This window comes from Catenovulum sediminis, from assembly GCF_007289895.1.
Lineage (GTDB): Bacteria > Pseudomonadota > Gammaproteobacteria > Enterobacterales > Alteromonadaceae > Catenovulum > Catenovulum sediminis.
The window spans coordinates 1431896-1457328 of sequence record NZ_CP041660.1; the positions used below are offsets into that span (position 1 = coordinate 1431896).

General features: G+C 40.4%; 27 protein-coding genes. 14 read left to right on the plus strand and 13 right to left on the minus strand.

The window, feature by feature from the left end; translation table 11 throughout:
- Positions 1 to 27: 27 nt before the first annotated feature.
- Complete coding sequence (locus tag FNT16_RS05690) at positions 28 to 444, plus strand: group II truncated hemoglobin (RefSeq protein WP_143870623.1); 417 nt, start codon at positions 28 to 30, stop codon at positions 442 to 444.
- Here FNT16_RS05690 and hemF read toward each other — a convergent pair.
- From hemF to FNT16_RS05720, 6 genes are all read right to left on the minus strand, one after another.
- Positions 431 to 1348 (minus strand): oxygen-dependent coproporphyrinogen oxidase, encoded by a 918-nt coding sequence (gene hemF / locus FNT16_RS05695; protein WP_143870624.1) that lies wholly within the window; start codon positions 1346 to 1348, stop codon positions 431 to 433. The two genes, FNT16_RS05690 and hemF, sit on opposite strands and share 14 nt — an antisense overlap.
- Complete coding sequence (tsaC, locus tag FNT16_RS05700; RefSeq protein ID WP_143870625.1) at positions 1345 to 1908, minus strand: L-threonylcarbamoyladenylate synthase type 1 TsaC; 564 nt, start codon at positions 1906 to 1908, stop codon at positions 1345 to 1347. The genes hemF and tsaC overlap by 4 nt, the downstream gene beginning before the upstream one ends.
- A gap of 81 nt (positions 1909 to 1989) precedes the next feature.
- The gene (locus tag FNT16_RS05705; RefSeq protein ID WP_246072385.1) at positions 1990 to 2550 is read right to left on the minus strand and encodes a DNA topoisomerase family protein; all 561 of its coding nucleotides are present in this window, start codon (positions 2548 to 2550) and stop codon (positions 1990 to 1992) included.
- Positions 2551 to 2583: 33 nt separating this feature from the next.
- Positions 2584 to 3060, minus strand: a complete 477-nt coding sequence (locus FNT16_RS05710) for a DUF494 family protein (RefSeq protein ID WP_143870626.1) — start codon at positions 3058 to 3060, stop codon at positions 2584 to 2586.
- Positions 3061 to 3063: 3 nt separating this feature from the next.
- The gene (dprA, locus tag FNT16_RS05715; RefSeq protein ID WP_143870627.1) at positions 3064 to 4161 is read right to left on the minus strand and encodes a DNA-processing protein DprA; all 1098 of its coding nucleotides are present in this window, start codon (positions 4159 to 4161) and stop codon (positions 3064 to 3066) included.
- 28 nt (positions 4162 to 4189) lie between these two features.
- On the minus strand, positions 4190 to 5311 hold the full coding sequence (locus FNT16_RS05720; protein ID WP_143870628.1) for a LysM peptidoglycan-binding domain-containing protein: 1122 nt from the start codon (positions 5309 to 5311) through the stop codon (positions 4190 to 4192).
- A gap of 114 nt (positions 5312 to 5425) precedes the next feature.
- On the opposite strand from FNT16_RS05720, the gene def reads away from it, so the two are divergent.
- The 4 genes from def to trkA are packed head-to-tail and all read left to right on the plus strand — an operon-like array spanning position 5426 to position 9598.
- Positions 5426 to 5932: a peptide deformylase gene (gene def, locus FNT16_RS05725; RefSeq protein WP_143870629.1), complete on the plus strand. Its 507-nt coding sequence runs from the start codon at positions 5426 to 5428 to the stop codon at positions 5930 to 5932.
- Between the two features lie 15 nt (positions 5933 to 5947).
- Positions 5948 to 6892, plus strand: coding sequence for a methionyl-tRNA formyltransferase (fmt, locus tag FNT16_RS05730; RefSeq protein WP_143870630.1), 945 nt, complete (start codon positions 5948 to 5950; stop codon positions 6890 to 6892).
- A complete protein-coding gene (gene rsmB, locus FNT16_RS05735) occupies positions 6889 to 8187 on the plus strand; it encodes a 16S rRNA (cytosine(967)-C(5))-methyltransferase RsmB (protein ID WP_143870631.1) in 1299 nt (432 codons plus the stop codon). The genes fmt and rsmB overlap by 4 nt, the downstream gene beginning before the upstream one ends.
- Before the next feature lie 25 nt (positions 8188 to 8212).
- Positions 8213 to 9598, plus strand: coding sequence for a Trk system potassium transporter TrkA (gene trkA, locus FNT16_RS05740; RefSeq protein ID WP_143870632.1), 1386 nt, complete (start codon positions 8213 to 8215; stop codon positions 9596 to 9598).
- A 20-nt stretch (positions 9599 to 9618) separates the two neighbouring features.
- On the opposite strand, the gene FNT16_RS05745 is transcribed toward trkA, so the two are convergent.
- Positions 9619 to 11070: a TrkH family potassium uptake protein gene (locus tag FNT16_RS05745; protein WP_143870633.1), complete on the minus strand. Its 1452-nt coding sequence runs from the start codon at positions 11068 to 11070 to the stop codon at positions 9619 to 9621.
- Between the two features lie 7 nt (positions 11071 to 11077).
- Positions 11078 to 11692: a YigZ family protein gene (locus FNT16_RS05750; RefSeq protein ID WP_143870634.1), complete on the minus strand. Its 615-nt coding sequence runs from the start codon at positions 11690 to 11692 to the stop codon at positions 11078 to 11080.
- A 104-nt stretch (positions 11693 to 11796) separates the two neighbouring features.
- Between FNT16_RS05750 and FNT16_RS05755 the strand changes: the two genes are divergently transcribed.
- Together FNT16_RS05755 and FNT16_RS05760 are read left to right on the plus strand one after the other, a co-directional pair.
- Positions 11797 to 12195 carry a diacylglycerol kinase gene (locus tag FNT16_RS05755; protein ID WP_143870635.1) on the plus strand — a complete coding sequence of 133 codons (399 nt, stop codon included), beginning with the start codon at positions 11797 to 11799 and terminating at the stop codon, positions 12193 to 12195.
- A gap of 40 nt (positions 12196 to 12235) precedes the next feature.
- Positions 12236 to 13135 carry a cation diffusion facilitator family transporter gene (locus FNT16_RS05760; RefSeq protein WP_143870636.1) on the plus strand — a complete coding sequence of 300 codons (900 nt, stop codon included), beginning with the start codon at positions 12236 to 12238 and terminating at the stop codon, positions 13133 to 13135.
- Here the strand turns inward: FNT16_RS05760 and FNT16_RS05765 are convergent.
- Positions 13132 to 15915, minus strand: coding sequence for a response regulator (locus tag FNT16_RS05765; RefSeq protein ID WP_143870637.1), 2784 nt, complete (start codon positions 15913 to 15915; stop codon positions 13132 to 13134). The genes FNT16_RS05760 and FNT16_RS05765 overlap by 4 nt on opposite strands.
- A gap of 207 nt (positions 15916 to 16122) precedes the next feature.
- On the opposite strand from FNT16_RS05765, the gene FNT16_RS05770 reads away from it, so the two are divergent.
- The 6 genes from FNT16_RS05770 to FNT16_RS05795 all read left to right on the plus strand — a co-directional run bounded on the left by FNT16_RS05770 (position 16123) and on the right by FNT16_RS05795 (position 21117).
- On the plus strand, positions 16123 to 16755 hold the full coding sequence (locus FNT16_RS05770) for a c-type cytochrome (protein ID WP_143870638.1): 633 nt from the start codon (positions 16123 to 16125) through the stop codon (positions 16753 to 16755).
- A 753-nt stretch (positions 16756 to 17508) separates the two neighbouring features.
- A complete protein-coding gene (yihI, locus tag FNT16_RS05775) occupies positions 17509 to 18033 on the plus strand; it encodes a Der GTPase-activating protein YihI (protein ID WP_143870639.1) in 525 nt (174 codons plus the stop codon).
- A 6-nt stretch (positions 18034 to 18039) separates the two neighbouring features.
- A complete protein-coding gene (locus FNT16_RS05780) occupies positions 18040 to 18498 on the plus strand; it encodes a DUF2489 domain-containing protein (RefSeq protein ID WP_143870640.1) in 459 nt (152 codons plus the stop codon).
- Between the two features lie 72 nt (positions 18499 to 18570).
- Complete coding sequence (locus tag FNT16_RS05785) at positions 18571 to 20187, plus strand: hypothetical protein (RefSeq protein ID WP_143870641.1); 1617 nt, start codon at positions 18571 to 18573, stop codon at positions 20185 to 20187.
- A complete protein-coding gene (locus tag FNT16_RS05790) occupies positions 20177 to 20500 on the plus strand; it encodes a putative signal transducing protein (protein WP_143870642.1) in 324 nt (107 codons plus the stop codon). The genes FNT16_RS05785 and FNT16_RS05790 overlap by 11 nt, the downstream gene beginning before the upstream one ends.
- 5 nt (positions 20501 to 20505) lie before the next feature.
- Complete coding sequence (locus FNT16_RS05795; protein WP_143870643.1) at positions 20506 to 21117, plus strand: YjaG family protein; 612 nt, start codon at positions 20506 to 20508, stop codon at positions 21115 to 21117.
- Between the two features lie 43 nt (positions 21118 to 21160).
- Here the strand turns inward: FNT16_RS05795 and FNT16_RS05800 are convergent, their stop codons facing one another.
- Entirely contained in the window at positions 21161 to 22414 is a 1254-nt protein-coding gene (locus FNT16_RS05800; protein ID WP_143870644.1) for a hypothetical protein, read from the minus strand.
- A 77-nt stretch (positions 22415 to 22491) separates the two neighbouring features.
- Complete coding sequence (locus FNT16_RS05805) at positions 22492 to 22863, minus strand: hypothetical protein (protein ID WP_143870645.1); 372 nt, start codon at positions 22861 to 22863, stop codon at positions 22492 to 22494.
- A gap of 121 nt (positions 22864 to 22984) precedes the next feature.
- Here FNT16_RS05805 and ccoG point away from each other — a divergent pair, with 121 nt between their 5' ends.
- The gene (gene ccoG, locus FNT16_RS05810; RefSeq protein WP_143870646.1) at positions 22985 to 24415 is read left to right on the plus strand and encodes a cytochrome c oxidase accessory protein CcoG; all 1431 of its coding nucleotides are present in this window, start codon (positions 22985 to 22987) and stop codon (positions 24413 to 24415) included.
- Positions 24416 to 24489: 74 nt separating this feature from the next.
- On the opposite strand, the gene FNT16_RS05815 is transcribed toward ccoG, so the two are convergent.
- Both FNT16_RS05815 and ureG read right to left on the minus strand, forming a co-directional pair.
- Entirely contained in the window at positions 24490 to 24690 is a 201-nt protein-coding gene (locus FNT16_RS05815; RefSeq protein WP_143870647.1) for a hypothetical protein, read from the minus strand.
- A 101-nt stretch (positions 24691 to 24791) separates the two neighbouring features.
- Positions 24792 to 25415: an urease accessory protein UreG gene (gene ureG / locus FNT16_RS05820; RefSeq protein WP_143870648.1), complete on the minus strand. Its 624-nt coding sequence runs from the start codon at positions 25413 to 25415 to the stop codon at positions 24792 to 24794.
- Positions 25416 to 25433 lie beyond the last annotated feature (18 nt).

Sequence of the window (25433 nt, forward strand, 5' to 3'; positions counted from 1 at the left end):
AGACCATTTAATTCAATTAGAACAGCTATGCTTAAAAAATTATTTAAAATCGAAGAACCCAACAAACCATTGACGCCTTATGAACAAATTGGTGGAGAACAAGGCACCTATACTTTGGCCAATAGGTTTTATGACTTTATGCAAAATGATCCACATGCTAAACCACTGTTAGATATACACCCCCAGCCAATGGATAGTATACGCCAGCGTTTCTTTGAATTTTTATCTGGTTGGCTAGGCGGACCACCGTTGTTCGAAGAGAAATATGGCCACCCAAGACTTAGAGCGCGCCATTTACCATTCAAAATTACGCGCTTACAACGCGATTTATGGATGCTCTGCATGAACCAAGCATTAGAAGAAGTTGTTGATAACAAATTGCTGCGCCGCCAATTGCAAGCCAGTTTTTATCAATTGGCGACACATATGATTAACTCAGATTAAGCCAATTTTGCGGTTTTAAATATCGTTCGTAAAGCTTTGCTTCATCAGAATCAGGTGCTGGTTGATAATTATATTGCCAGCGCGCGAGCGGGGGCATCGACATTAAAATAGATTCAGTCCGCCCACCGGTTTGCAAACCAAATAAAGTGCCCCTGTCATAAACCAGATTAAATTCAACATAACGACCTCGTCTGTACAACTGAAATACTCTTTGTGCTTCAGTGTACTCGGCATTTTTACGCTTATTAATAATGGGAACATAAGCATCTATAAAACCTAAACCAACCGCTTTAATATAGGCAAAACAGGTTTCAAAATCCCATTCGTTTAAATCGTCAAAGAATAGTCCACCAACACCACGCGTTTCATTTCTGTGTTTTAAATAGAAATATTCATCACACCAGTTTTTATGGTTAAGATAAACATCATCACCAAATGGCTTACACAGGTCGTAAGCTGTTTGATGCCAGTGGATAATGTCTTCTTCATATGGATAAAAAGGGGTTAAATCAAACCCTCCACCGAACCACCAAACAGGCGTTTCACCTTCTTTTTCGGCAATAAAAAAACGCACGTTGGCATGAGAGGTTGGAATATTTGGATTTTTAGGATGAATCACCAAAGATACACCACAAGCTTGCCAACTTCGGCCTTTTAATTCAGGTCTATGGGCGGTGGCTGACACAGGCATTGAATCACCCGATACATAAGAAAAGTTAACACCGCCTTGTTCAATAACCTGGCCATCCGTTAAAACCCGTGTACGGCCGCCGCCGCCTTCAGCTCGCTGCCAACTGTCTTCAACAAATTGACCAGCGCCATCGGCATCTTCCAGCGCATCACATATTTGGTCTTGCAGTTGTTTTAAAAACTCGATTACAGGCTGAATGTCAACTTGGCTCACGCGCGAAATACCTCACCAGTTAATGGGTTTAAAATTTTACTCGGTTTGGGATTGCGTCCAATCCCTTCTTCAACAATATGATCCACTCTGTGCGCAAAAATCTTTTTAACTTGACTAGCACTGGTTGCCGATGGCTGACCGGATAAATTAGCACTGGTTGAAACCAATGCATGGCCGAGTTGGCGACACAAATCTCTCGCAGCTTGATGAGCAGTCACCCGGACCGCTATTGTGTCAAAATCACCCGTTAAAAACTTAGGCGTTGATTTATTAGCGGGTAATAACAAGGTTACTGCACCCGGCCAATGCGAAAACACGCTAAATCGCTTATCTTGCGGGATTTTATTGTCATCGACATACGGTAACAGCTGAGAATAATCACTGGCAATTAAAATCACCCCTTTATTAACCGGACGTTGTTTTAGATCAAGAACTTTCATGACAGCTGCCTCATCGAGGGGGTGACAACCCAAACCAAAACAAGACTCAGTTGGATAGGCAATCACTTCACCCGGCAGTAACTTTTGAATAATGTGTGTATTGATGTTTGTATCAGACATAAACCAAAAAAGTATCAGTTAAACCTAAATGTCGCTTAGTATAACGCAATCTAACGCGATACCTATTTTCGATTTATGTATTTATTCACTTGAATGTTTATGTTGGCACTTTTTCTGTGGGCAAATCAAAAATTGAGAGCCGCGTAGCTTTTTTCGAATGAGAACTTCCCAGCCGCATTTTTCGCATGTCTTAGCTACCGGTGCTGAATTTAGCAAGTAATTACAACTTGGATACGTTGAACAGGCGAAAAAAAATTTGCCGAAGCGATTTTGTTTTTTGATTAACTCTCCAGCGTGACACTTGGGGCACTGGATATTAGTTGAACTTTCTTCTTTCTGTTCTTTTTGCTCTGTAAAATGGCATGTCGGATAATTAGAACACCCTATAAAAATACCATAACGACCATGCTTGACCGCAAGTAGTGATTGGCACTCGGGACATTCGGAGCCCTCAATCACTTTATCCAGATCAAAATCGTGCTCTGGATGTAGAGGTTGGATAAATAAGCACTGCGGATAACCACTACAACCCAAGAATGGACCTGCCTTGCCCTGACGAAAAATTAACGGTTTATCACATTTAGGACAAGACTGTGTGGCATGAGAATTATGACTAAACAAAGGTTTAGAATCAGACATCATGCCTCAGCCAAAAGATTGAGCGGTAACGAAAATTTAGTGTAACAAGCCATCTGGCTCCTCAAACACTAATTCTTCCATTTGAGAATATGCAGACTCGTGTCCTGGTACGTTAAACAATACCATCAAGACAACCCATTTTAGATCATCTAGCATAAACTCAGGCGTATCCAACGCCATCACCCGGTCAATCACCATTTCTCGGGTTTCTGGATCTAACACATTTATTTGCTCAAGGAACATGACAAAGCCACGACATTCTGGGTCAAGTCTCATCACTTCTTCTTCAGTATAAATACGAACCGAAGAGAGTGAAGAAGCTTTGCTCAAATAAGGGATTGAATCAGAGTTTTGCAAATCAGCTAGTTTTTCTAACCAGTCGAGCGCTTTATATATCTCATCAACTTCAAAACCTGCTTTAAGTAACTCATCTGTAAGCTGGTCATGGTCAACCATCACTTCAGCTTCACTGTGTATATAGTTCTCAAACAAGTACATGAGGATATCAAACATAATTTATTCCCTCCTCAATCGAATGTAACCACCCGATGTAGCAGCAATCAGACCTTGTAATTCAAGATCCAGGAGTTGAGACAACACCACTTCAATTGACTGTTGAGTCCTTGCCACCAGCTCATCAATTGAGGTGACCTCATAATCTAAGTTAACCAACAATTCGTTACTTGTGAAGTTTTCTTTATCACTTTTTTCAACTTTTTGTGCAAAAAGTGGTAATTCAACCTGAATAATCTGCTGATTAACCTCTTCTAATATATCGGATGTAGTTTCTACGAGTTTAGCACCTTGTTGGATTAAATGATGCGCTCCTCGAGATCTAGGGTCATGAATACTCCCCGGAACAGCATACACCTCACGATCTTGTTCTAGCGCATATTTGGCCGTTATCAGTGAACCGCTTTTTATCGCAGCTTCAACCACAAGCACCCCCAAACTTAAACCACTAATAATCCGGTTACGCCTAGGAAAATGCTGGGGCCGCGCCTGAGTGCCGGGCGGAAATTCAGATAAGATCAAGCCATTTTCCAACACCTCTTGATACAAACTTTTATGCCTGCTCGGATAAATAACATCTGGGCCTGTACCAAAAACAGCAATCGTTTTTCCACTACCCGCAATAGCACCTTTATGGGCATTGCCATCTATACCACTGGCAAACCCACTGGTCACAACTAGGCCTCGCAATGACAAATCTTTGGCAAATGAAAGTGCATTATTACAACCATAATGTGATGCATTTCGACTCCCCACCAAGGCGATCTGAGGCTCATTTAGCAACGAAGTGTCACCAATAGCGTACAAAATCAAAGGTGGTGAACTAATTTCTTTTAATTTAGCCGGGTAGCGCACGTCATCAAACGGCACAATATGATGTTTATCAGCTGCGCTTAACCAATTGAGCTGATGCTCAATCTCTTGAGAGTTTGGCTGCTGGATTTGGGCAATTTGTTCGTTTTTAAAGCCCATTGCCAACAAACGTTCGCTTGGACTATTTAGAATTGATTCAAGTGAATGCTTAGCAAGCAACGCTAACCAATGCTTTGTTTGGACACCCCTTACTTGTTTTAAGCGCAACCAATTTGACAAGCTTTCCATAGCAAATTTCCTTATATTCTGTTTAAAATTATTCAGGCAGCATAACTTTATCACCCAACTTTAGCGCTCTTTGGGTATCAGTAATCAGAGCATAACTTAAATCATTATAAGTTTTAAAAACAACCATACTACCGATAGCCTCATACGGCATCTGATAATCACTAAATGGGTTTAGCGTGGCAAAAAGTTTACTAAACCTGCCGGCATCTTCGACATATTGCGGTGCCTCATCATCCATCAATATATCAGGCCCTTGACGAAAAATACCTAATACATGGCCCGCTTTTAAACCTTGCTTTGAACCAGCATCAATCACAACTACTTCAAGCTTACTAAACTGGGAATGACCACTGGATGAAGTCAAAATACGAGCCGAGATATCTTGCTCTGGTAAAGACAAGGTAAAAGTGGCGGGTAAAGATTGGTCTGTCAGCAAAGAAATCAAACGATCACCCGCTCTAACCTCACTACGATTGCTTAACACTTTTAATTTAGCTGGGTAGTCCAGTTCTGGATTTTCAACATCAACCACTCTTGCCGTACCGGTAAGCGTCATTTCTTGAGCATATTCTGTACTGAAAAAACCACCTGTTTTATATGCTCGTGTTTTACGATAAACGCCATACAAATGGCCATCTTCTAATTCACCCGATGCATAAATCACATCGCCTTCAATTTTGTTCTTTGTATTCGTATCTCCACCAATAACAAGAGGAGAATTCATATATTCGTTTTCAAATAATGTTCGTTCATAATTTAAGTAAGGTGTTATTACATTCAGCGGAAGCGTCGCAATAGCCTCGTAACGTTTGTGTTTAATCCGTTTATTAGGCGAAAGCTTTATTACGGTTTTATGCTCACTCGCTTCGCTCTTAACCACTAATCTGGGTTCGCCTTTTTCGTTATAAATTAGCGCCAATAAATCACCAGGGTAAATTAAATGCGGATTTTCAATTTGAGGATTCATTCCCCATAATTGAGGCCATTTCCATGGTGTGTTTAAATACAAAGCAGAGATGTCCCATAAAGTATCACCTTTTTTTACAATGTATTCTTGTGGGGCATCTGCGCGTATTTTTAATACATCAGCAAAGCTTAAACATGCGGGAAAAACCGCCAATAAAATAAAATAGCGCAGGTATTTGTACATACAGCGTCCTTGTTTGACTAATAATTATGAATGTTCTGTATAAAATGGTTAAAATGTCTAGAATTAAAGCATAACGCAAATTTAACCTCTAGTAGTGAAAAAATACACAAGATTATGGCAGTTTATCAAGTATTAAAATATCCAGACGAGCGATTACGTAAAGTCGCACAAGTCGTAGAAAACGTTACTGATGATGTAAAAACCATCTGTGACAATATGATAGAAACTATGTATCAAGCTCAAGGAGTCGGTTTAGCTTCCACTCAAGTTGATGTTATTGAAAGAATTTTTGTGGCTGACTGTAGCGAAGAACAAAACGAGCCTTTAGTTTTTATTAACCCTGAAATCATAGAAGCAAGTGGACACAGAGTACACGAAGAAGGATGTTTATCTTTTCCGGGTGTCTATGCCAAAGTTGAACGGGCCGATGAAGTGACGGTAAAAGCGCTGAACCGAGATGGCGAAGCGTTTACTCTCACAGCTGACGGTCTGCTGGCTATTTGTATCCAGCATGAGTTGGATCATTTAAATGGCAAACTATTTGTCGATTACCTATCGCCGTTAAAAAGACAAATGATCCGTAAAAAACTGGAAAAAGAGGCTCGTTTAGCCGCTCGATAAATTAAAGGTACAACTTTGTCACTAAAAATTATATTTGCCGGTACGCCGGATTTTGCAGCTCGCCATTTGGCAGCTCTGATAGCCTCCGAACATCAAGTTGTGGCAGCATACACCCAACCTGATCGTCCGGCTGGGCGCGGTAAAAAACTGCAAGCTTCTGCAGTTAAACAGCTTGCGTTGCAACATCAAATTCCGATTTACCAACCAAATAGCTTAAAAAGTGAAGAGGCACAAGCGCAGCTCAGTGCGCTGGATGCCGACATAATGGTTGTTGTGGCCTACGGTTTGTTGTTGCCTAAATCTGTACTGGATACACCCAAACGTGGTTGTATTAACGTCCACGGTTCGTTGTTACCTCGATGGCGAGGTGCAGCCCCCATCCAACGTGCTATTTGGGCCGGTGATACACAAACAGGTGTTACTATAATGCAAATGGATGAAGGTTTAGATACAGGCGATATGCTGTTAAAGCGCAGCTTACCCATTGAAGCACAAGACACATCCGCTAGCCTTTACGAAAAACTCGCTGAATTAGGTCCACTGGCTTTATTGGAATGTTTGAATAAATTAGAAAACCATCAAATTGCGGGCGAAAAACAAGATGATACACAAGCTAACTATGCGAAAAAACTGAGTAAAGCTGAAGCCCAAATAGACTGGCAACTAGATGCCATGCAGTTGGAAAGAAATATCCGTGCATTTTTTCCATGGCCCGGCGCTTTCTTTGAACATCATTCACAAAACATTAAGGTGATCGACGCCACAGCAGTTGCTCAAAAAACAATATCAGCACCGATAGGCAGCATCCTAGTCGCCGACAAGAACGGTATTCAAGTGCAAACCGGTAAGGGTATTTTAGCGTTGAAAACACTGCAACTAGCGGGGAAAAAAGCACTACCCGTTGCCGATATACTCAATGGCAAAGCCGATTGGTTTAGCGTAGGAACAATACTGAAATGATCAATACCCGCGCAATATGCGCAAAAATATTGTTTGCCGTACTGGACGAAAAACAGTCGCTATCCAACTGTTTTGTTCCATTTACAGAGAACCTAAATGCGGCGCAAAAAGGTCAGTGTCAGGATTTTTGTTACGGTGTTTTAAGACAATACGCCAAATATAATTATTGCATAAACCAATTAACCCACAGCAAACTTAAGCCAGATCTAAACCAAGTGCGTTACCTGATAGCGATAGGTATGTACCAACTCGATCAAAATCGCGTAGCAGATCATGCCGCGATCGCTGAAACCGTTGAAGGCTGTCGTCAGTTGAAACTAGATAAACTGACGGGCTTAGTCAATGCAGTCCTAAGAGAGTATCAACGCGAATATGACACCTTGCTGGAAAAACTTAACTTGTTACCTGCTGATGTGCAAACCTCTCACCCTGCGTGGCTCAGTAAATTATTAAAACAAGCCTACCCTAAAGGCTGGAAAAAAATAATCAAAGCAAATGTCCAGCAAGCGCCTATGTGGCTTAGAGTTAATGTAAAAAAACAAGATAGTGAAACCTTTCAGCAAACATTGCGAGACGCAGATATAAGTTTTCATCCAGATAAAAACCAAGCTGCAACATTGTTGTTAGAGCAAGCCTGTGCTGTAGAGAAAATTCCGGGTTTCTTTGAAGGAAGCTGCTCTGTGCAAGATAAAGCGGCGCAGCAAGCCGCATTGTTATTAGCACCTAAAGCTGGTGAAAAAATACTCGATGCATGTGCAGCACCCGGAGGCAAAAGCGCACATATCCTAGAGCTGGCAAATGACATCAAACTGGATGCTTTAGATATAGACGAAAAAAGACTGACCCGCGTTGCAGATACCTTAAATCGATTGCAAATGAAAGCATGCTTGATAGCCGGTGACGCAAGCAAACCGGAAAACTGGTGGGACGGTCAACAATACGACAGAATTTTGCTAGATGCGCCTTGCTCGGCAACGGGTGTGATTAGGCGTCACCCTGACATCTTGTATTTGCGTCGGGAAGACGATATCGCCCAACTTGCCGAACTGCAAAAAAGCATCTTGCAATGTATGTGGTCACTGTTAAAACCGGGTGGTACTTTATTGTATGCAACCTGCTCTGTATTGCCGCAAGAAAACAAGCAGCAAATTACTACATTTTTGGGCAACCACCCAGATGCAGAGTTAATGCCGATATTTACCACAGAAAGCAGAGATGATCCCGGCTGGCAGATATTACCCGGCAGTCAAAATATGGATGGGTTTTATTATGCACGATTGCGTAAAAAACATTGATACGACAAAATACATATAAGTCATTATGAAAATAATTATATTAGGTGCCGGACAAGTTGGTGCAACGCTCGCTGAAAACTTAGTTGGCGAGCACAAAAGTAAAAACGAAATCACCTTAGTCGATAGCAATGCAGCGCGCTTGCGTGAATTACAAGATAAACTCGATATTCAGGTAATCAATGGTCACGCCAGTCATCCTGATGTGTTAAAAAAAGCAGGTGCAGAAGATGCAGATTTGCTTGTTGCCGTTACCAATAGTGACGAAACCAATATGGTCGCCTGCCAAGTCGCCTACACCTTATTTCACACCCCGAATAAAATAGCGCGTATCCGCTCGCATCAGTACACTAAATACAAACCCCAGTTGTTCCACAACCATGATATGCCGGTTGATAACATCATTTCGCCAGAGCAGTTGGTCACTAAGTATATAAAACGCTTAATAGATTACCCGGGGGCTTTGCAGGTAATGGGTTTTGCTGGCGGTAAAGCGAGTCTGGTCGCGGTTAAAGCCTATTATGGCGGTATGCTAGTGGGACATGCGTTATCAGCACTGCGTGAACATATGCCAAACGTCGATACACGGGTTGCTGCCATATATCGGCAAGGAAAACCTATCAGGCCGCTTGGTACAACCGTCATTGAAGCGGATGATGAAGTCTTTTTTATCGCAGCAACAAAACATATTCGGGCCGTGATGAGCGAATTGCAGAAATTAGAAGCCTCATACAAACGCATCATGATTGCAGGTGGCGGAAACATTGGTGAAGGTTTAGCGCGGCAATTAGAAAATACCCACAGGGTAAAATTAATTGAGCGAAATCCAGAGCGAGCTGCTTATTTATCTGAGCACTTGGAAAATACCATCGTATTTTGTGGTGACGCTGCCGATCCTGAGCTACTCAATGAAGAACATATCGAACAAGTGGATGTTTTTATTGCCGTAACCAACGACGATGAAGCTAACATTATGGCTGCGATGCTAGCAAAACGTTTGGGTGCACAAAAGACCATGGTACTGATTCAGCACACAGCTTATGTAGATTTAGTACAAGGAGGTGAAATAGATATCGCAATTTCACCACAGCAAGCAACCATTTCGGCACTGCTCACCTATGTTCGTAAAGGTGATATTGTTAATGTTTATTCTCTGCGACGGGGCGCAGCAGAGGCAATTGAAGCAATCGCTCACGGTGATAAAGAAACCTCAAAGGTTGTTGGCAGAGCGATAAAAGACATCAAACTACCACCGGGTACAACCATTGGGGCGGTCGTGCGTAAAGACGAAGTTATTATTGCACATAACCGCACCGTCATAGAGTCCAATGATCACGTCGTACTATTTTTGGTAGAAAAAAAATACGTCAGTGATGTGGAAAAACTCTTCCAACCTTCAGCTATCTTTTTCTAAAACCAATGTGGAAATAGACGTTAAGAGCGCCAAAAGGTTGGTGTGAATAGCACCAACAAAGTAAAAATTTCTAGACGACCAAACAACATAGCGACAACCAGAATATGTTTGGCGGTATCCGGAATATTACCGAAATAAGCCGCAACCTCGCCTAACCCAGGGCCAAGGTTATTTAAACAGGCCGCAGTTGCTGAAAACGCAGTTAAATCATCGAGTCCAGTAGCGATAAGCGAAATCATAATCACCACAAAAATCAGTGCGTAAGCTGAAAAGAAACCCCAAACCGCATCTACCACCCTATCTGGCAAGGCACGACGTCCAAGTTTGATTGAAAATACCGCTTTAGGATGCACCAAACGGTTTAACTCGCGCACCCCCTGCAAATACAAAAGCACAACCCGCACCACCTTTAATCCCCCGCCAGTTGATCCGGCGCAACCACCAATAAAGCTGGCGAAGAGCAATAGAATGGGCAAATACAAAGGCCATTCTGAAAAAGCGTCGGTTGCAAAGCCGGCGGTTGTGCTGATTGAAACAGCCTGAAAAGCAGCCTGATTAAAGTTTTCTTCAGGCGTAGCATAAACATCAGCATCCCACAAAACGAAAAAACAGCATAAGGTTAAAATCAGCTGAATAGCTAAAAATACCTTAAACTCAGGATCTCGCAGATAATTAATAATTGAACGGCTTTTGACCACACCGTAATGAAGTGCAAAGTTAACGCCCGAGATCAATAAGAAACAAACACAAATCCAATTAATCAGCGGACTGTTGAAATAGCCCATACTCGCGTCATGCGTCGAAAAACCACCAATAGCAATGGTTGAAAATGAATGACATATCGCGTCAAAAAATGTCATGCCTGCAGCCCAATAAGCAAGCGCACAAGTAACCGTCAGGGCAAGATAGATAAACCAAAGGTGCTTGGCAGTATCTGCGATCCGCGGGGTCATTTTAGAGTCTTTGACCGGGCCAGGTGTTTCAGCACGATATAACTGTAAGCCACCAACCCCTAACATAGGCAAAATGGCAACTGCTAATACAATGATCCCCATCCCCCCTAACCACTGCAACTGCTGGCGATAAAACAAAACAGCCTTCGGATAAAAATCTAACCCGGTTAAAACAGTTGCACCAGTTGTGGTTAAACCCGAAAAGCTTTCAAATATCGCATCAGACATACTAATTGAAGGCGAATCCATAAAAGCAAAAGGCAACGATCCAGCCATGCCTAGCACTATCCAGAAAAGTACAACAATCAAAAATCCTTCGCGCGCCTTTAACTCACTGATTTCTTTTCGGTTGGGGTACCATAAAACAGCTCCCCAAAAAAGACTCACAACAAAAGCTAAAACAAACGCTAAACCACCACCATCTTTATAAATTAGAGATACGAGCGCTGGTGGTAGCATAGTGAAACTAAAGATACCCACTAGGATGCCTAATATTCTTATTATCGCGCGGTATTTCATATTATTTTTATCGCGTTCCCAATGATTGAAGCTCTAATTGAAAATCTTTGAGCTGTTTCTTGAAATTGTCGCTGTTCAGATCGTCCAACGCAAGTAACATGTTAATATTGTCGGTATAGTCCACTTTTTCTATTATAACTTGATGCTGTTTAATCCAATACTGAATTTGATCAAACTGGTGATACTCGCATTCCAATCGAAAGAAAGTTCGTGGCACCACCATTTCTGTTTCTAAGGTTTGTAAAGCGAGTTTTACACCGCCAGCGTACGCTTTAACCAACCCGCCCGTTCCCAACTTAACACCACCAAAATAGCGAATAGAAAGTGCCAGAACATTTCCCAGTCCAGATCCTAACAATACAGCCAACATGGGTTTCCCAGCGGTGCCACTTGGCTCTCCGTCATCAGAAAAGCCATATTGATTGGAATCATCTGGATGACCTGCTATAAACGCACTGCAATGATGCCGGGCATCAGGATAAGCATCTTTCTGTTTTTGAATTAATTGTTTCGCCTGTTGCGCACTATCAACCCTAAATATTTGCGTGATAAAACGGCTATTTTTAATAACCTCTTCAACCTGATAAAAACCACTGGGTGCGTGATAACTGTTTCTCTTCAAAATTATCCACTCAAATTGTCACGACAAATTCATTAAAATGCTATTGTAACCTATTCTCAAATAATCGAAACTGAGTCAGTTATTAAACCAAACACTAAGCGATTATGCCGATATCAGAAAATAGTGATACATTAAAACCCAATGGAGCTGGCTTGAGTCGAGTTCTAAAAGCAGCTAGTTGTTCATTTAAAGGCTTAAAAGCCGCATTTAAACATGAAGCAGCATTCAGACAAGAACTATTACTTGTTCTGTTGTTAATACCAGTCGCCTTTTTTACCAGTGATTCATTAACTCGTTTTGTTGCGTTAGTCTCTGTATTAATATTAGTGTTGATCGTTGAATTGTTAAACTCGGCAATAGAAGCAACCGTCGATCGTATTGGCCTAGAACATCATAAGCTTGCCGGCCGAGCTAAAGATATGGCGTCAGCAGCGGTTGCCTTAAGCTTACTCACGATGTTAATTGTCTGGGGTGGACATATCTATCTCATAATTTTTGAATAATGCGTTAAACTAAAGGCATCACTGTCTAATATCGGTCACTATGGGTCATCACCACAACCACACACATGATCTACAAAACCAAAGCGAGCGTAATATTGCGATCGCTTTTTTTCTAAATTTTGCCTTTACCATTATTGAAATTGTTGGTGGTTTACTGACAAATAGTACAGCGATTCTGGCAGACGCAGTTCACGATTTAGGTGATACTCTTGCCATTGCTTTAAGCTGGGTATTACAGCGAGTCTCAAAAAAACAGGCATCGACACGCTTCTCATACGGTTACCGACGATTGTCCTTGTTAGCCGCCTTTATCAACGCCAGCATTTTATTAATAGGCTCGGTCTGGATATTAAGCGAAGCTATTCCCAGACTATTTGAGCCGCAAATGCCCGTAGCTGAAGGTATGATAGGTTTAGCGATTTTGGGCATATTCGTTAATGGCTTTGCAGCTTGGCGTTTGCAACACGGACAAAGCATGAACGAGAAAGTGCTTAACTGGCACTTATTAGAAGACGTTTTAGGCTGGGTTGCCGTACTCATTGTCAGTTTGGTATTGCTGATTTATCCTTTAGCTATCCTCGATCCATTGTTATCGATAGGATTTACTTTATTTATTTTACTGAACGTTTTTAAAAATTTAAAACAAACTGTGTATTTGTTTTTACAATCCGTACCCAGTGAAACCTTATACTCTGAAATAGAAGCAAGCCTCAAAAACCTGCCGCATGTTGCCGACTTACACCACTTACATTTATGGTCTCTAGATGGGGAAAAACATGTTCTAACAGCGCATCTGGAATTAAACGCAGCCATTCAAGCTCAGCAACAAACCGAGCTTAAGACGCAACTCAATAAAACAATGGCACCTTTTAATTTAGCGCACACCACAATAGAGTTTGAATTTCCAAAAGAGGAGTGCCGCGACGCACATCAGCATTAGTCAGGATTTTTTTTAGCGTGCTGTAAAACTTTTTCAACTAAGATCGAGCGTTCAAAGGGCTTGCCCAAATGATCGTTCATTCCAGCGGCGAGACAGCGCTCTACCTCAGATTGCATAACATGTGCTGTCATTGCAATAATAGGTAACTCAGAATGATTCTGACGAATAATTTCAGTTGCTGAAATACCATCTAGTTCAGGCATTTGAATATCCATTAGCACCACATCATATGGCTGCTTATTGACCATTTTCACGGCATTGAGGCCATTCTCCGCACAGCTAACCGACGCGCCTAAGAGCTCAAGCACAGAAACCGCAACTTCTCTGTTAATTTCATTGTCTTCTGCGAGAAGTATTCTAATATCAAGTAAAGGTGTGTCTTCTAGAACAAGAGTATTTTTGGGGTCTTTATTCTGGTGATTGAGCACCGCATATAAATCTTCGGCGACATAGGGCTTGAGCAGAATTTTATCGACACCTGCATTGGTTAACGCACGAATCAAAGGCGTGTTACCTGAACCGACAATTGCAATATATCGCGATTTTAGGGGACCCGCTGCTGCAAGCATTGGACTCAAAACCTCAAAACCTAAATCACAATCAAACAAACAATAATCAGCGTGCTTGAGTAACTCATTCGCTTGCCCAAGGTTTGCTATAGGCTGATGTTTTACTTTAAGGTGCAACAACTTAGCGTACGCTGACAATATTTTAACTTCATCGGAGTCTTGTACCCACGCAATGCAACTTTGATTATGCAAATGATAATTTAGCGGCGCTTTGACAACCGGAAAATTTAAATTGAAATAAAAAGAACTGCCTTTACCCACTTCACTTTCCAGCTGAATCTCAGCGCCCATTAGTTTAGCCAAATCCTGACTAATGGCCAATCCTAATCCTGTACCCCCATATTTTCGAGTACTGGATTCATCAGCTTGACTAAATGGTTGAAACAAAGACTGCTGATGCCGCGAGTCAATTCCAATACCCGTATCAGAAACGTTGAATGAAACTTGAATTTGCTCGGGATCTAACGGTTCAGCGCAAATAGATAACTTAACCTTGCCGTCCTCGGTAAACTTTATTGCATTGGATAAAAGGTTTAATAAAACCTGATGTAATCTCAGTTTATCTCCACGAACTTGCGGCAAGTTATTTTCACCGACATCAAATAAAAGCAGTACCCTTTTTTGATAAGCTAAATGCGAAACCGCAGCAGAGAGCCCACTCATCAATTCAAAAAAACTGAAATCAACAGGTTGCAACTCTAATTTTCCAGCTTCTACTTTAGAATAATCCAGCACATCGTTAATGATGTGGAGTAAATTGCCGGCTGATAATCTTAGTTTGCTTAAGTATTGGTGTTGCTGTGCAGACAACTCTGTATCCATGACAAGCTCTGCTAACCCAATGATGCCATTCATCGGGGTACGGATCTCATGCGACATATTTGCCAAAAAGCGAGATTTACTCTGACTCGCTAACTCTGCCTTGTGTTTTGCATCTCTTAAATGCTCTTCATTTTCCAGCTGTTTAGTCACATCATGAATCACAACAAATAAAATATCTTTGTCTTGCAGCTCGATTTGTGTCGGGAAAAGCTCAACCACACGATTCTCGCCATTTGCCAGCATATGCTTGGCGGTGACTTTTTGACTCTGTAGCATATTGTCATGTGATGCACCGTTTACCGGTGATAGTTGCTGAACATCAAAATGCGTATCCACACTTAAACACTGAATAGACTGTTGCACAAAATCTTGATCAGAATATCCATAAAAAGCTTTAGCACCTGAATTCGCAGCAATAATATCTCCATTCACCTTATCTATTAACAACATGACAACTTGATTCTGCTCAAATAGTGTTCTGAATCTGCGCTCTGATCTGGCAATCTGCCGTTGAAATTGAGACTTTCTGTGCTGCGCAATTCTATATAACGTTAGCAAAGTAAAGCAGAGCACAAAAACGGTTGCCGTCGTCCAAAGATGATAAGGTTCATATTTAGCCGGGAGCCAACCTTTTATCGGTTTAGCAGCTAACAACCAACTTCCGTAAGGCAGTCTTACATTAAGTGTAACCGCATCCTCTGTTTGGGAAAATAATTCAGCTTGACCATAAAAAACATCGCCCGCCTCTCCGGTTGAGTTTTTACCCCGTAAGGCAATATCAAATAACGCATTATTTGATATGCCGGCGTTTCCTAATAACAGATCAACATCAATGACAACAGAAACCAACCCCCACAAATCGCCACTATCGGCCCTAAAAACAGGTTCTCTTGCTATTAAGCCAACTCCACCTTGTACTAAGTTTAATGGGCCTGCGATAACAATATTTTTTGTATTAACCGCTAACAAAGCGGCATCTTTCTGAGCCTTGTTTTTACGGAAATCTAAACCAAGTGCAGCTTCATTGCCTTTAAATGGATAAATTAGATTTATCACTAAATCTTTTGCCGCACCTAAATTCTTGATTTGGTTACTACCAGACAAGAGCTGCTCAACATACAGTGCAAATTCGGCTTGTGTTAAATCAGGATTAACCGCGATATAAGAGCGCACTGCAGACGTAACGGATAAATCTCGTGCCAGCGCTTGTTCTAACTGAGCTCGATACACAGATACAGATTCAGTGAGCTCTTTTTTTTGCGCAGCTAAACGTTGTTGATAGGCCTTGTCAGCAATCAACTCTGACACAAAAATAATACCGATAGAACAGATTATCAATAACAAGGCAAAAGGCCATGAAAGAACAGAAATGTTCTTGTTAGATTTCATGTAGACAAACTATCCTGTGCTAATTTAACAACGCCTCCTAAGTTTAGCACCATTCTATAAAAACATAATTTATCTAAATAATGCGAAAACTAAGCTGAATACATGGTTTCGCCTTGCGGTGAAATGTGTAAAATAGCGCAAACAAAATGCGTAGTGGGTTAAAATACGCTAAATATCTTCAATTTAACGATAAATGAGACGCAAGCCATGAAAAAAAGTGCAATTGCCTTAGCAATGTTAATTGGCCTTAGTGCAAACAGTCAGGCCACAACTATTGATGGTGACCCCGAAGCAGGTAAAGCCAAATCAGCGACCTGTGCAGCATGTCACGGTGCAGATGGAAATAGTGTTATTACAGCCAACCCAAAAATAGCAGGCCAAAATGCAGAATACTTATTCAAGCAACTGCAAGATTTTAAAGCCGGAGCAATGAGCGGCGGTTCAGAAGGTCGCGCAAACGCTATTATGGGTGGCATGGTTGCAGCGTTATCAGAGCAAGACATGAAAGATTTAGCCGTTTTTTACGCTCAACAAGAAACAAAACCGGGCGCCACGCCGGAAGAAGTCATTGCACAAGGTGAAAAATTATACCGCGCAGGCGACGCATCACGCGGTGTAACTGCTTGTACAGCCTGCCACGGTCCGCAAGGTGAAGGCGTCCCGTTAGCGGGTTTCCCAAAATTATCAGGCCAACATCCAGATTATATCGCAGCGCAATTGAAAGCATTTCGTAACGGTTCCAGAAACAACGACTTAAATAATATGATGGGTGCCATTGCTGAAAAATTATCAGACAAAGACATCGACATTTTATCACAGTATGTCAGTGGCCTTCACTGATATGACTTTGAAAAGCAAGCTAATATCGCTTGCTTTTCACCTTTACCGCGCAACGTTGTTGATAGCCACTACTTCCTTTAACAACCCAATACGAATAGTCGTAAATCCCATTTAACGATCTTAAATAACTCCACTTAAATAACTTCATATGACTGCAACAATTGATTGCTAGTATAAGCTTGTAAGAAATATCTCACAGCACTGTAGTATATAAACTCTAGCTGAGACTTAGCATAAAACATAAAACGCTGTTTTTATTATGTTTTTAAACAAAAAATAAAAATAAAGAAGTAAAATAAGGTTAATGACTTGTAAAGAAACACAAGTTAAGTAAAGTATTGCCGTCTACATGAAGTAGAGTCAACAGCTTAAAAGTGGATAATATGGGTACGGAAACTTCCAAGGAAAGGCTTAATAACATTATAGGAAAACTTTGGTTGAATACGGATGGTTGGATAAAGGTCACGGGTGACACGTAAACCGCACTACTTAAGGAAAGCCATAAAGTGAATGGATCACAAAGAACAATAATCTAACGGATATAAAAATAACGAATGGATAAATGTGACCGGGAGGTCAGTCATTCAAAAGGATTCTGAACTTAGAATTAAACAATACTTTCGCGAGAAAGTTTTTGATTATATAAGCGGCTTATGCCGCTTTTGTTTTTTATGGCACCAGATTCTCTTTTTAGATTTCGATCTAGCATGTTAAAATTCACGCCATTGCAAGCAACGCAGAAAAACCTTCATCATGACACGCATCAAAAAATCAAGAAAGATTGGCCCATTAGCCAAAAGTAAATCAGAAACCAGTAGAAGCATTAAACCCCAAGCGAGCGCAAAACATAAACGAAAAGGTCAAAAGCCAGGCAGTCGCCATTCTGTCTCTGAGTACAACACAGCAGAACAAAGCACGACACAAAAAGATCCACGTCTCGGCAGTAAAAAGCCAATTGACTTATCTGCCACAGACAAACCTAAAACAGAAATCAAAGATGTTAGCCCTCAGATTAAGATAACGAAAAACAAGCCGCAAGAAGATCAAAGCGACAACTGGTGGACTGAATTAGAAGAAATTGAACAAAATGATGAACTACAAGCGCTTTTAAATCGTTTAGATCAAGGTGAAGACCTAACGGCACATGAGCTCGCATTTTTTAATAAAAAAATGGCGCGTCATGCATGGTTAGCTGAAAAATTAGGTATAGAAGAGATAGATGAAGACGAAGCTCTATTAGATGCCTTCGAAAATAGTGATTTAAAAAGAGATTTATAACCAAATATGTCAACCACCATCATTACCTTACTTATCTTAGCAGCTGCAATATTGGGCGGACTTGCTTTTTACGCTGGGAAGTTACTACTACAACTAAAAGTACAGCAAACTGAAATCAAAAATAAATTAAACCAACGTAACAGTCGATTGGAAGAAAGTATCAGAACAATCAGTCAAGCGATGCAAGAAGAACAATGTGAAGTCGGTGAAGGTGCACTGCGTATCTCAGTTCTGTTAGATCATGTTTCTGACGCAACGCAAGCTCAATACCCTAAAAAATATCCATCGATTCACGCTTTGAATGACAAGATAAAACATTTAGCGATTCTTGAAGAGCGTAAAAAACTGCCGAAAAAAGAGCGCATGCGACAAGATTTTGAGCGCATGAAAGCCGAAGCAGAGTACAAAGATTTAGTCTTAGCTGAAGCCAAAAAACTGTCCAATTTTGTAGCACCAAGGGCGTAAAATCTTGGTGCAAAGTGTTAACATTTAGTTAAAAAGGGACTACACTCAATTGAGTGAACAAGGAATAAAACTATGACTACACTTGCACATCAAATTATAGAGCTAGGCGTTAGATTGCGCATGGAAGGCAAGCTAGTAGAGCGCGCATCCTTCAGTGATCTAGCACCGCCAGACAAACTATCAGAATGTATCAGAATTTGGCAGGATTTTGTTAGCCAACCACCTGAAAACCAGCAAACGCAACTAAACTGCCGATTAACCGATAGTTTAAACTCTGCCTTTAGCGATATCATCCAACAGGTAGAGCAGCATACGCTACTCTCACAAAAACAAGCAGAACAAAGACTTGAAGCATTAAACCTAGCTTTAAATGAATATAAAAGCGAATCATTTGCTCAACAGAGCGATTTAACACAACAAATTCACGAGCTAAAACAACAACTAAAACACCTCAAAACGCAACAGAATGAAAAACAACAAGATTATGATCTGCTTTACTCACAGGCAGAACAAAGCCGCCACTTATTAGATCAAAAAGAAGAAGAAAATCGGACTTTATGGCGACGTTTAAAAGATCAAACCACTGAAGTAGATGAGCTTAAATCACAACTCAGTGAAATATTAGCCGAGCAAGCACAAAACAAAGAAGGGTTAACCCGCCAACACTTACAACATGAAAACGAGTTGGTCGAACAACTTAACAGAAAAAGTGAACTGCTAAATGAGCAATATCAGCAAGTTAGAACGGCGCAGTCACAGATTAGACTGTTAAATGAAACCATTACGACTTTGCAATCTTCGGCGGTTGAACAAACAACTAAAAATAACAAAGAATTAGAAAAGCTTAGAGCTTTAAATGAAGAGTTACAAGCAACACAACAGGCACTAGAAAAAGATCTCGAACAGTCTCAACAAAAACATATTGTGCAACAAGAACACTATGATAATGAACTTAATCAATATAAAACCAAAGTGATACAACTCACTGGCAAACTAGAGCGTGAACAACACAGCGCGCAACAAGAACAACACAGACTAGAAAATCACAACAAACAACTCGTTGCCAAAGTCACACAACTGAATGATAAGCTAGCTGACATCCAACAAGAGCTAAACTATAAATCTAGCCTACTATTAGAAAGTGAAGCTCAAATTCAGCAACTACATAGCGAATACAGACGTCAACTAGAACAAACTCAGCAGCAAAATGAGCGTAAACTAGAACAACTTAGCTACCAACTACAAGAACAAGAAAAACAACTGCTCCGTTCTCAGAAAAAAGTAGATGAGCTTAATTTCGAGCTCGAAAAACAAGCAGAGCACTATCAAGAATACCAAAATACCCAGCAAACTGAATATGCGGCAATTAAAGAATCGTTAAAACATCTAGAAGCGCAAAATAAAGAATATAAACAACAAAAACAAAAGCTAGATTTAGATCTACAAAATAAACAAGCTGAAATAGCCGCCGCCAATAGTAAAATATTGCAACAACAAAACAAATATAAAAAAGACGACGATAAAGCCCGAGAAATAATTAAGGCACTGCGTGAAGAATTGCATCAATACAAAGAAATGTATTTACAACTGCAACATGACAGCCAAGAACAACTCACCGAATACAAACTGAAATTTGAATATGCCGAGAAAAAACTTAAGCAAATAACCGAGGCTGAAGATGCCACCTAAAGAGCATAAATTGGTATATCAGGCACAAAATAATTTGCAGGCACATTGCATTAAAGGCATGCTAGCGCAAATCGGAATTGAAGCCGTACTAAACAACGAAGTTTTATCAGGCGCTTTGGGCGAGTTACCTGTCGATATCAATACAGAAATTTATGTGTACCATACGCAATTTTATCGAGCATCCAAAGCCATTCAAGGATTTGAACTCAATTCAGAGCCTGACTGGCAGTGTAAAAACTGTCATGAAATAAACGCTGCTAGTTTTGAAATATGCTGGCACTGCAGTACAGAACATAACCCAACAGATAATTAGAGATAATGAAAAAACCTTCTACTTTTGCGCGCATCAGAGCCTTAACGAGCCTTCAACAAATTGTATTTAACCAAATGCTCATCGAAAGAATGCTACCGAACTACCAGTTATTTAGTGAAATTAGTGAACAAGGCGATTACAAAGTTTTACATCATGCCAATGAATTGATTTGGCAGCGGGTCTACAACAGTAAATTTAAAATTGATATCAACTTACAACAAGAAAAAGTGGAACAACAAATTCCGCAACAAGCAGAATCAGACAGTATTGGCCTCTATGCCGCGATAGATGCGGGCATGGCGCTGGTTGCAAACTTATCATTATTGGCAAAAGATAATGAATTTAAAAATAAAGAAGTCACTTTACCCTCTTTATTATCACAAGCGACAATTGAACGTTTATTGATCACCACGGCAGAAGTTGAACATAGCCAAGAAGCTTTGCATCATCCGCATATGATGTGGGAAATCGAAACGCAAAACGAGTTTTTAGACGAAGTTGAAAAAATTAACAAGTTTGATAAAGCAAAATGTCAGCAGCTTAGAAAACTTGCTAAACAGGAAGGTGTGACAAATCTAGGGATTGAAATTGAACCTTCTAACATAACCGCTGAATAACTGTATGCATAAAAGCACGAATACTTGCTTTTTGTAGATAGCTCTAATTTCTGCGACACCACCCCAAGAGCGTATAGACAGACATGGCTCTGAAATCTTGCGCTCTTAAAAATTGTAAACTGCTATTATCCATTCGATATTTCTTAAGAAAATCGACAACATGCTCGTTATTGTCTAATTTAACAGTACTGATATAACGATACTGAGCAAATGCTCTAGCACGCATGATAATGGCAGTGCAGGCTGCATCTGAGGTGTTTTTGGGATCCATCTCCGCTTCAGAAAAAACATCAAGTATGAGTGCTGCGGGTAAATGGGAAAAATTAAACGCATCAATCGTTTTGGGCAAAGCGATGTTGGCTAATTGCATTAAATTAATAAATACATCCGTGCTTGGCAAATACTCATCTATCGTTTGGCTGCGAAAGTCACTTTGTCGCTGATTAGCGATTTGCATACTGGCAGTTAAAGCTTCTTTCCCTAAAACGGCGAGCATATTCATAAACATTAATTCTGAAAATGTACTGACACTGGCTAACCATGCCACCTTATAAGCATCTGCTCTTTTGCTTTTGCGTGCGAGCAAATAAGCACACATATTGACCGTTTGCTGATAGCGCATAAACCGTTGCCACTGTGACTGCATATACCCTTTATGGCTTTGTGCAAGGTACTGAGTCAACAGCTCAGGCAATAATAAACAAGTGCCTTCGACATTAAGCAGGTTGATTGCTTTTTTTAAATCGTTTGCTTCCGGGGTTTTAAACGTTGCTCTGAATTCAGCTTCATTGACAAATTTGATAATCGCACTAGAGAGCCAGCGACAAGGCTCAATAACAGATGTTAAACCAGTGACAGACATACGGTCGTCTCCAACAACGGAAAATATCCGCTTTAAATGCCCCATGTCTTGGCTACTGCAAAAATATTTGAGAGGTTGAGTCAGTGCATTTTCTAACTGCTTCTCTAACAGCAGATCAACACTTTTGAAGACAGCTTGTTTTTTGTCTCGAATAGAGTCTTTGGCGAATTGTCGTTTTATCAATGCATCTTTTTCAACTTCCAATAGAACTCGATTAAGCTCTTCTTCAAATCGCCTTTGCTCTTCATGCAATCGTTCTTGTGCATTGCCTTCTGCTAATACCTGATAAAATATCTTTTCTGCAGACATACAAAAAGGCGCTATCTGGTCTCTTTGCTTATAGCTTAACCGCACATGTAATTTACGTTTCAGTTCAAGCTCACCTAGTGGTGTTGATAAATCTCCTTCAAATGGAAGGTCCTGCAAAAACGACATAGTTACTACTCAATATCAATAATCCGTCACATTTCCTTAATCTAACCGAAAAAACAGAATAAAAAAAGAACAAAAAATTAATTTAAAATTAACAATTTTATTATTTTTTTAGCTTCTGAGCATATTTCAATTAATTTATCGTCAGGAAAAACAGGATGATATAAGATTCTTTCACGACAATACTTATTCTCAAAGTGAACCAATGCGTCGGTACTTCTGGTAATAAATTTAAGGTGATATTGCTCTTCACTGGGCCAGTCTTTCATCTTGTGAGAAAAACGATTGACTAAATCTCGAGCAGCAGGTTTTTTCGATTGACTGGTCGTTTCAGTGGCGATCCCCATAATTTCATTTATGATTCTTTGTTTATATGAATGAAACTCAGGCTGTTGCCAAATGTAAAAAACAGTCGCCAACACTACAGTCCAGAAAAGTAGTTTCTTCAACATAATTGATCCAACTCATATTAATATAAAATTACTTACAATTAGCTTAGCCTGATGGCTTTACTTAAGGCTATACTATAAGTCCTTGAATACAAAATTAGTTCAGCGGATAAATCAATTTTATATGACTGATGAAATTAAAATAAAATCAGACACCTCTCCAGTTAAGATCCAACCGGCAAAATCTTCCCGCAACCAAACATCTCCGTCAGGCAAAAGAATATATATGCGAGCTGTACAAGGTGTTTACCAAACAGTGCGAAGGCGTATGGGGATATTTTTTATGGCCGCGTTTATGTTGCTACCTTGGATACAATATCAAGGTAAGCAAGCTATATTGCTAGACGTCACCAATCAAGAATTCAACATATTTGCCGTCACCTTATGGCCGCAAGATTTAATGTTCTTAGTTTGGATATTAATTATAGCGGCATTTGCACTCTTTTTTGTTACTGCGTTTTTAGGTCGAGTTTGGTGCGGCTATATGTGTCCACAAACGGTCTGGACGTTTATTTTCATCTGGTTTGAAGAAAAAATAGAAGGTACGCGCCACCAGCGCATGAAATTAGATGAACAAGCGATGAGTGCACAAAAGTTTTCCAAAAAAGCACTGAAACATTTTTGCTGGATCCTATTCAGCTTGCATACCAGCTTAACGTTTATCGGTTATTTTACCGATATTAGTCAGCTTTATATCGATTTTTTCACTTTTTCTGCCAGTTTTGCGGTTACCTTGTGGGTGCTTTTTTTCACATTCTGTACCTATGGTAACGCGGGCTGGATGCGCGAAATAATGTGTACTCACATTTGTCCATATGCCAGATTTCAGTCTGCCATGTTTGATAAAGACACTTTCACCGTATCTTACAATGCTGAACGAGGCGAAAAACGCGGCCCCCGCTCTCGTAAAGCCGATCCTGCCAAATTAGGATTGGGTGACTGTATTGATTGCAACTTATGTGTACAAGTGTGCCCTACCGGTATTGATATTCGTAACGGCCTGCAATACGAATGTATTAACTGCGGAGCATGTATTGATGCTTGTGACGGTGTTATGGATAAAATGGGCTACCAAAAAGGCCTGATCAGCTATACCACAGAGCGGCAATTAAACGGCGGTAAAACACAGGTTTTAAGATTTAAGCTGATTGCATACGCTATTGTATTAGCCGTCATGACGACACTTTTTGCTAACGCTTTATATAGCAGAAAACCTTTTGATTTGGACATTATTAGAGACCGCAATCAATTGTTTCGCGAGAACTTTAACGGCCATATTGAAAACACATATACTTTAAAAATAATGAACAAATCGCAAAGCGCAGCGGTTTATGATCTCACTACAACTGAATTAGCAGACAAAACACAATGGATTGGTGCACAACAAATAGAAGTTGCTGCCGGTGATGTTGCAAACCTGCCGGTTAGCTTGGTCGTTGACCCAGCATTATTAAGTGAGCCGGTAACTGACTTTTATTTCAAGATTACAATGAAACCGGTCGGTGAAAAACCGATAACCTTGTATGAAGAAAGTCGATTTTTCAATCGCTTGTAAGTCACGCCATACCCAATGATATCGGATTGAACATTGATATCATTGGGTTAATTGAGCATTAAACTGCTTAAGGCTTAACCTTGCTTTTTATTGCTTTCGTTTTTTACACGGCGACTGCGCCAAAAACTAATCCCCTTCACCACGACAGCAGCAAAAAGCAACCAAAATACAGCATGGTAAACAGCATGCGCCGTCCCTTCCATAGCGTGATCAGGGTGCGCCAAAAGCTGAGTACTAAAGAGCGCCATTAAAACAACTAATACTGAACGAAACATAATATTTCCCCTAAAAATTGATTTGTTACCCTATTCTGCACGCAATTAGGGTAACTTAAAACGATATTATACGACAGATAAACGCCTTGACGATGTAACGATTAAGCTGACTTAGCAATATTTAACATGCCTTCTGTTTCAATAAAGCGAATGATCTCATCCAAGCCTTTTTGCGCTTTTAAATTACTAAAGATAAAAGGTTTTTCACCACGCATTTTTTTCGCATCGCGATCCATGACTTCTAACGATGCACCTACGTATTCAGCAATATCTATTTTATTAATTATCAATAAATCAGATTTAGTAATACCCGGCCCACCTTTACGTGGAATTTTATCGCCTGCTGATACATCGATTACATAGATGGTCAAATCAGATAACTCAGGGCTAAAGGTTGCGCTAAGGTTATCCCCACCGCTTTCAACCAAAACAAAATCTAACTCACCATGGCGCTTTTGCAATTCATCAATTGCCGCTAAATTCATTGATGCATCTTCACGAATGGCAGTATGCGGACAACCGCCTGTTTCTACGCCCAGTATGCGGTCTGAGTCTAATGCATTATTGCGTGTTAAAAATTCAGCATCTTCTTTGGTGTAAATATCATTGGTGACAACCGCCATATTGTATTTATCACGTAGCGCTGAGCATAATTCACGTAATAAGGCTGTTTTACCAGAACCAACCGGACCACCAACGCCTATTCTTAATGTTTGTTTTTTCATAGTGTCTCCAAATTTTAC

Excerpts from the sequence above, each read along its gene's own strand:
- FNT16_RS05690 (WP_143870623.1), top strand. The coding sequence starts at position 28 with ATGCTTAAAAAATTATTTAAAATCGAAGAACCCAACAAACCATTGACG.
- tsaC (WP_143870625.1), bottom strand. The coding sequence starts at position 1,908 with ATGTCTGATACAAACATCAATACACACATTATTCAAAAGTTACTGCCG.
- FNT16_RS05705 (WP_246072385.1), bottom strand. The coding sequence starts at position 2,550 with ATGATGTCTGATTCTAAACCTTTGTTTAGTCATAATTCTCATGCCACA.
- FNT16_RS05710 (WP_143870626.1), bottom strand. The coding sequence starts at position 3,060 with ATGTTTGATATCCTCATGTACTTGTTTGAGAACTATATACACAGTGAA.
- dprA (WP_143870627.1), bottom strand. The coding sequence starts at position 4,161 with ATGGAAAGCTTGTCAAATTGGTTGCGCTTAAAACAAGTAAGGGGTGTC.
- FNT16_RS05720 (WP_143870628.1), bottom strand. The coding sequence starts at position 5,311 with ATGTACAAATACCTGCGCTATTTTATTTTATTGGCGGTTTTTCCCGCA.
- def (WP_143870629.1), top strand. The coding sequence starts at position 5,426 with ATGGCAGTTTATCAAGTATTAAAATATCCAGACGAGCGATTACGTAAA.
- rsmB (WP_143870631.1), top strand. The coding sequence starts at position 6,889 with ATGATCAATACCCGCGCAATATGCGCAAAAATATTGTTTGCCGTACTG.
- trkA (WP_143870632.1), top strand. The coding sequence starts at position 8,213 with ATGAAAATAATTATATTAGGTGCCGGACAAGTTGGTGCAACGCTCGCT.
- FNT16_RS05745 (WP_143870633.1), bottom strand. The coding sequence starts at position 11,070 with ATGAAATACCGCGCGATAATAAGAATATTAGGCATCCTAGTGGGTATC.
- FNT16_RS05755 (WP_143870635.1), top strand. The coding sequence starts at position 11,797 with ATGCCGATATCAGAAAATAGTGATACATTAAAACCCAATGGAGCTGGC.
- FNT16_RS05760 (WP_143870636.1), top strand. The coding sequence starts at position 12,236 with ATGGGTCATCACCACAACCACACACATGATCTACAAAACCAAAGCGAG.
- FNT16_RS05765 (WP_143870637.1), bottom strand. The coding sequence starts at position 15,915 with ATGAAATCTAACAAGAACATTTCTGTTCTTTCATGGCCTTTTGCCTTG.
- FNT16_RS05770 (WP_143870638.1), top strand. The coding sequence starts at position 16,123 with ATGAAAAAAAGTGCAATTGCCTTAGCAATGTTAATTGGCCTTAGTGCA.
- yihI (WP_143870639.1), top strand. The coding sequence starts at position 17,509 with ATGACACGCATCAAAAAATCAAGAAAGATTGGCCCATTAGCCAAAAGT.
- FNT16_RS05780 (WP_143870640.1), top strand. The coding sequence starts at position 18,040 with ATGTCAACCACCATCATTACCTTACTTATCTTAGCAGCTGCAATATTG.
- FNT16_RS05785 (WP_143870641.1), top strand. The coding sequence starts at position 18,571 with ATGACTACACTTGCACATCAAATTATAGAGCTAGGCGTTAGATTGCGC.
- FNT16_RS05790 (WP_143870642.1), top strand. The coding sequence starts at position 20,177 with ATGCCACCTAAAGAGCATAAATTGGTATATCAGGCACAAAATAATTTG.
- FNT16_RS05795 (WP_143870643.1), top strand. The coding sequence starts at position 20,506 with ATGAAAAAACCTTCTACTTTTGCGCGCATCAGAGCCTTAACGAGCCTT.
- FNT16_RS05800 (WP_143870644.1), bottom strand. The coding sequence starts at position 22,414 with ATGTCGTTTTTGCAGGACCTTCCATTTGAAGGAGATTTATCAACACCA.
- FNT16_RS05805 (WP_143870645.1), bottom strand. The coding sequence starts at position 22,863 with ATGTTGAAGAAACTACTTTTCTGGACTGTAGTGTTGGCGACTGTTTTT.
- ccoG (WP_143870646.1), top strand. The coding sequence starts at position 22,985 with ATGACTGATGAAATTAAAATAAAATCAGACACCTCTCCAGTTAAGATC.
- FNT16_RS05815 (WP_143870647.1), bottom strand. The coding sequence starts at position 24,690 with ATGTTTCGTTCAGTATTAGTTGTTTTAATGGCGCTCTTTAGTACTCAG.
- ureG (WP_143870648.1), bottom strand. The coding sequence starts at position 25,415 with ATGAAAAAACAAACATTAAGAATAGGCGTTGGTGGTCCGGTTGGTTCT.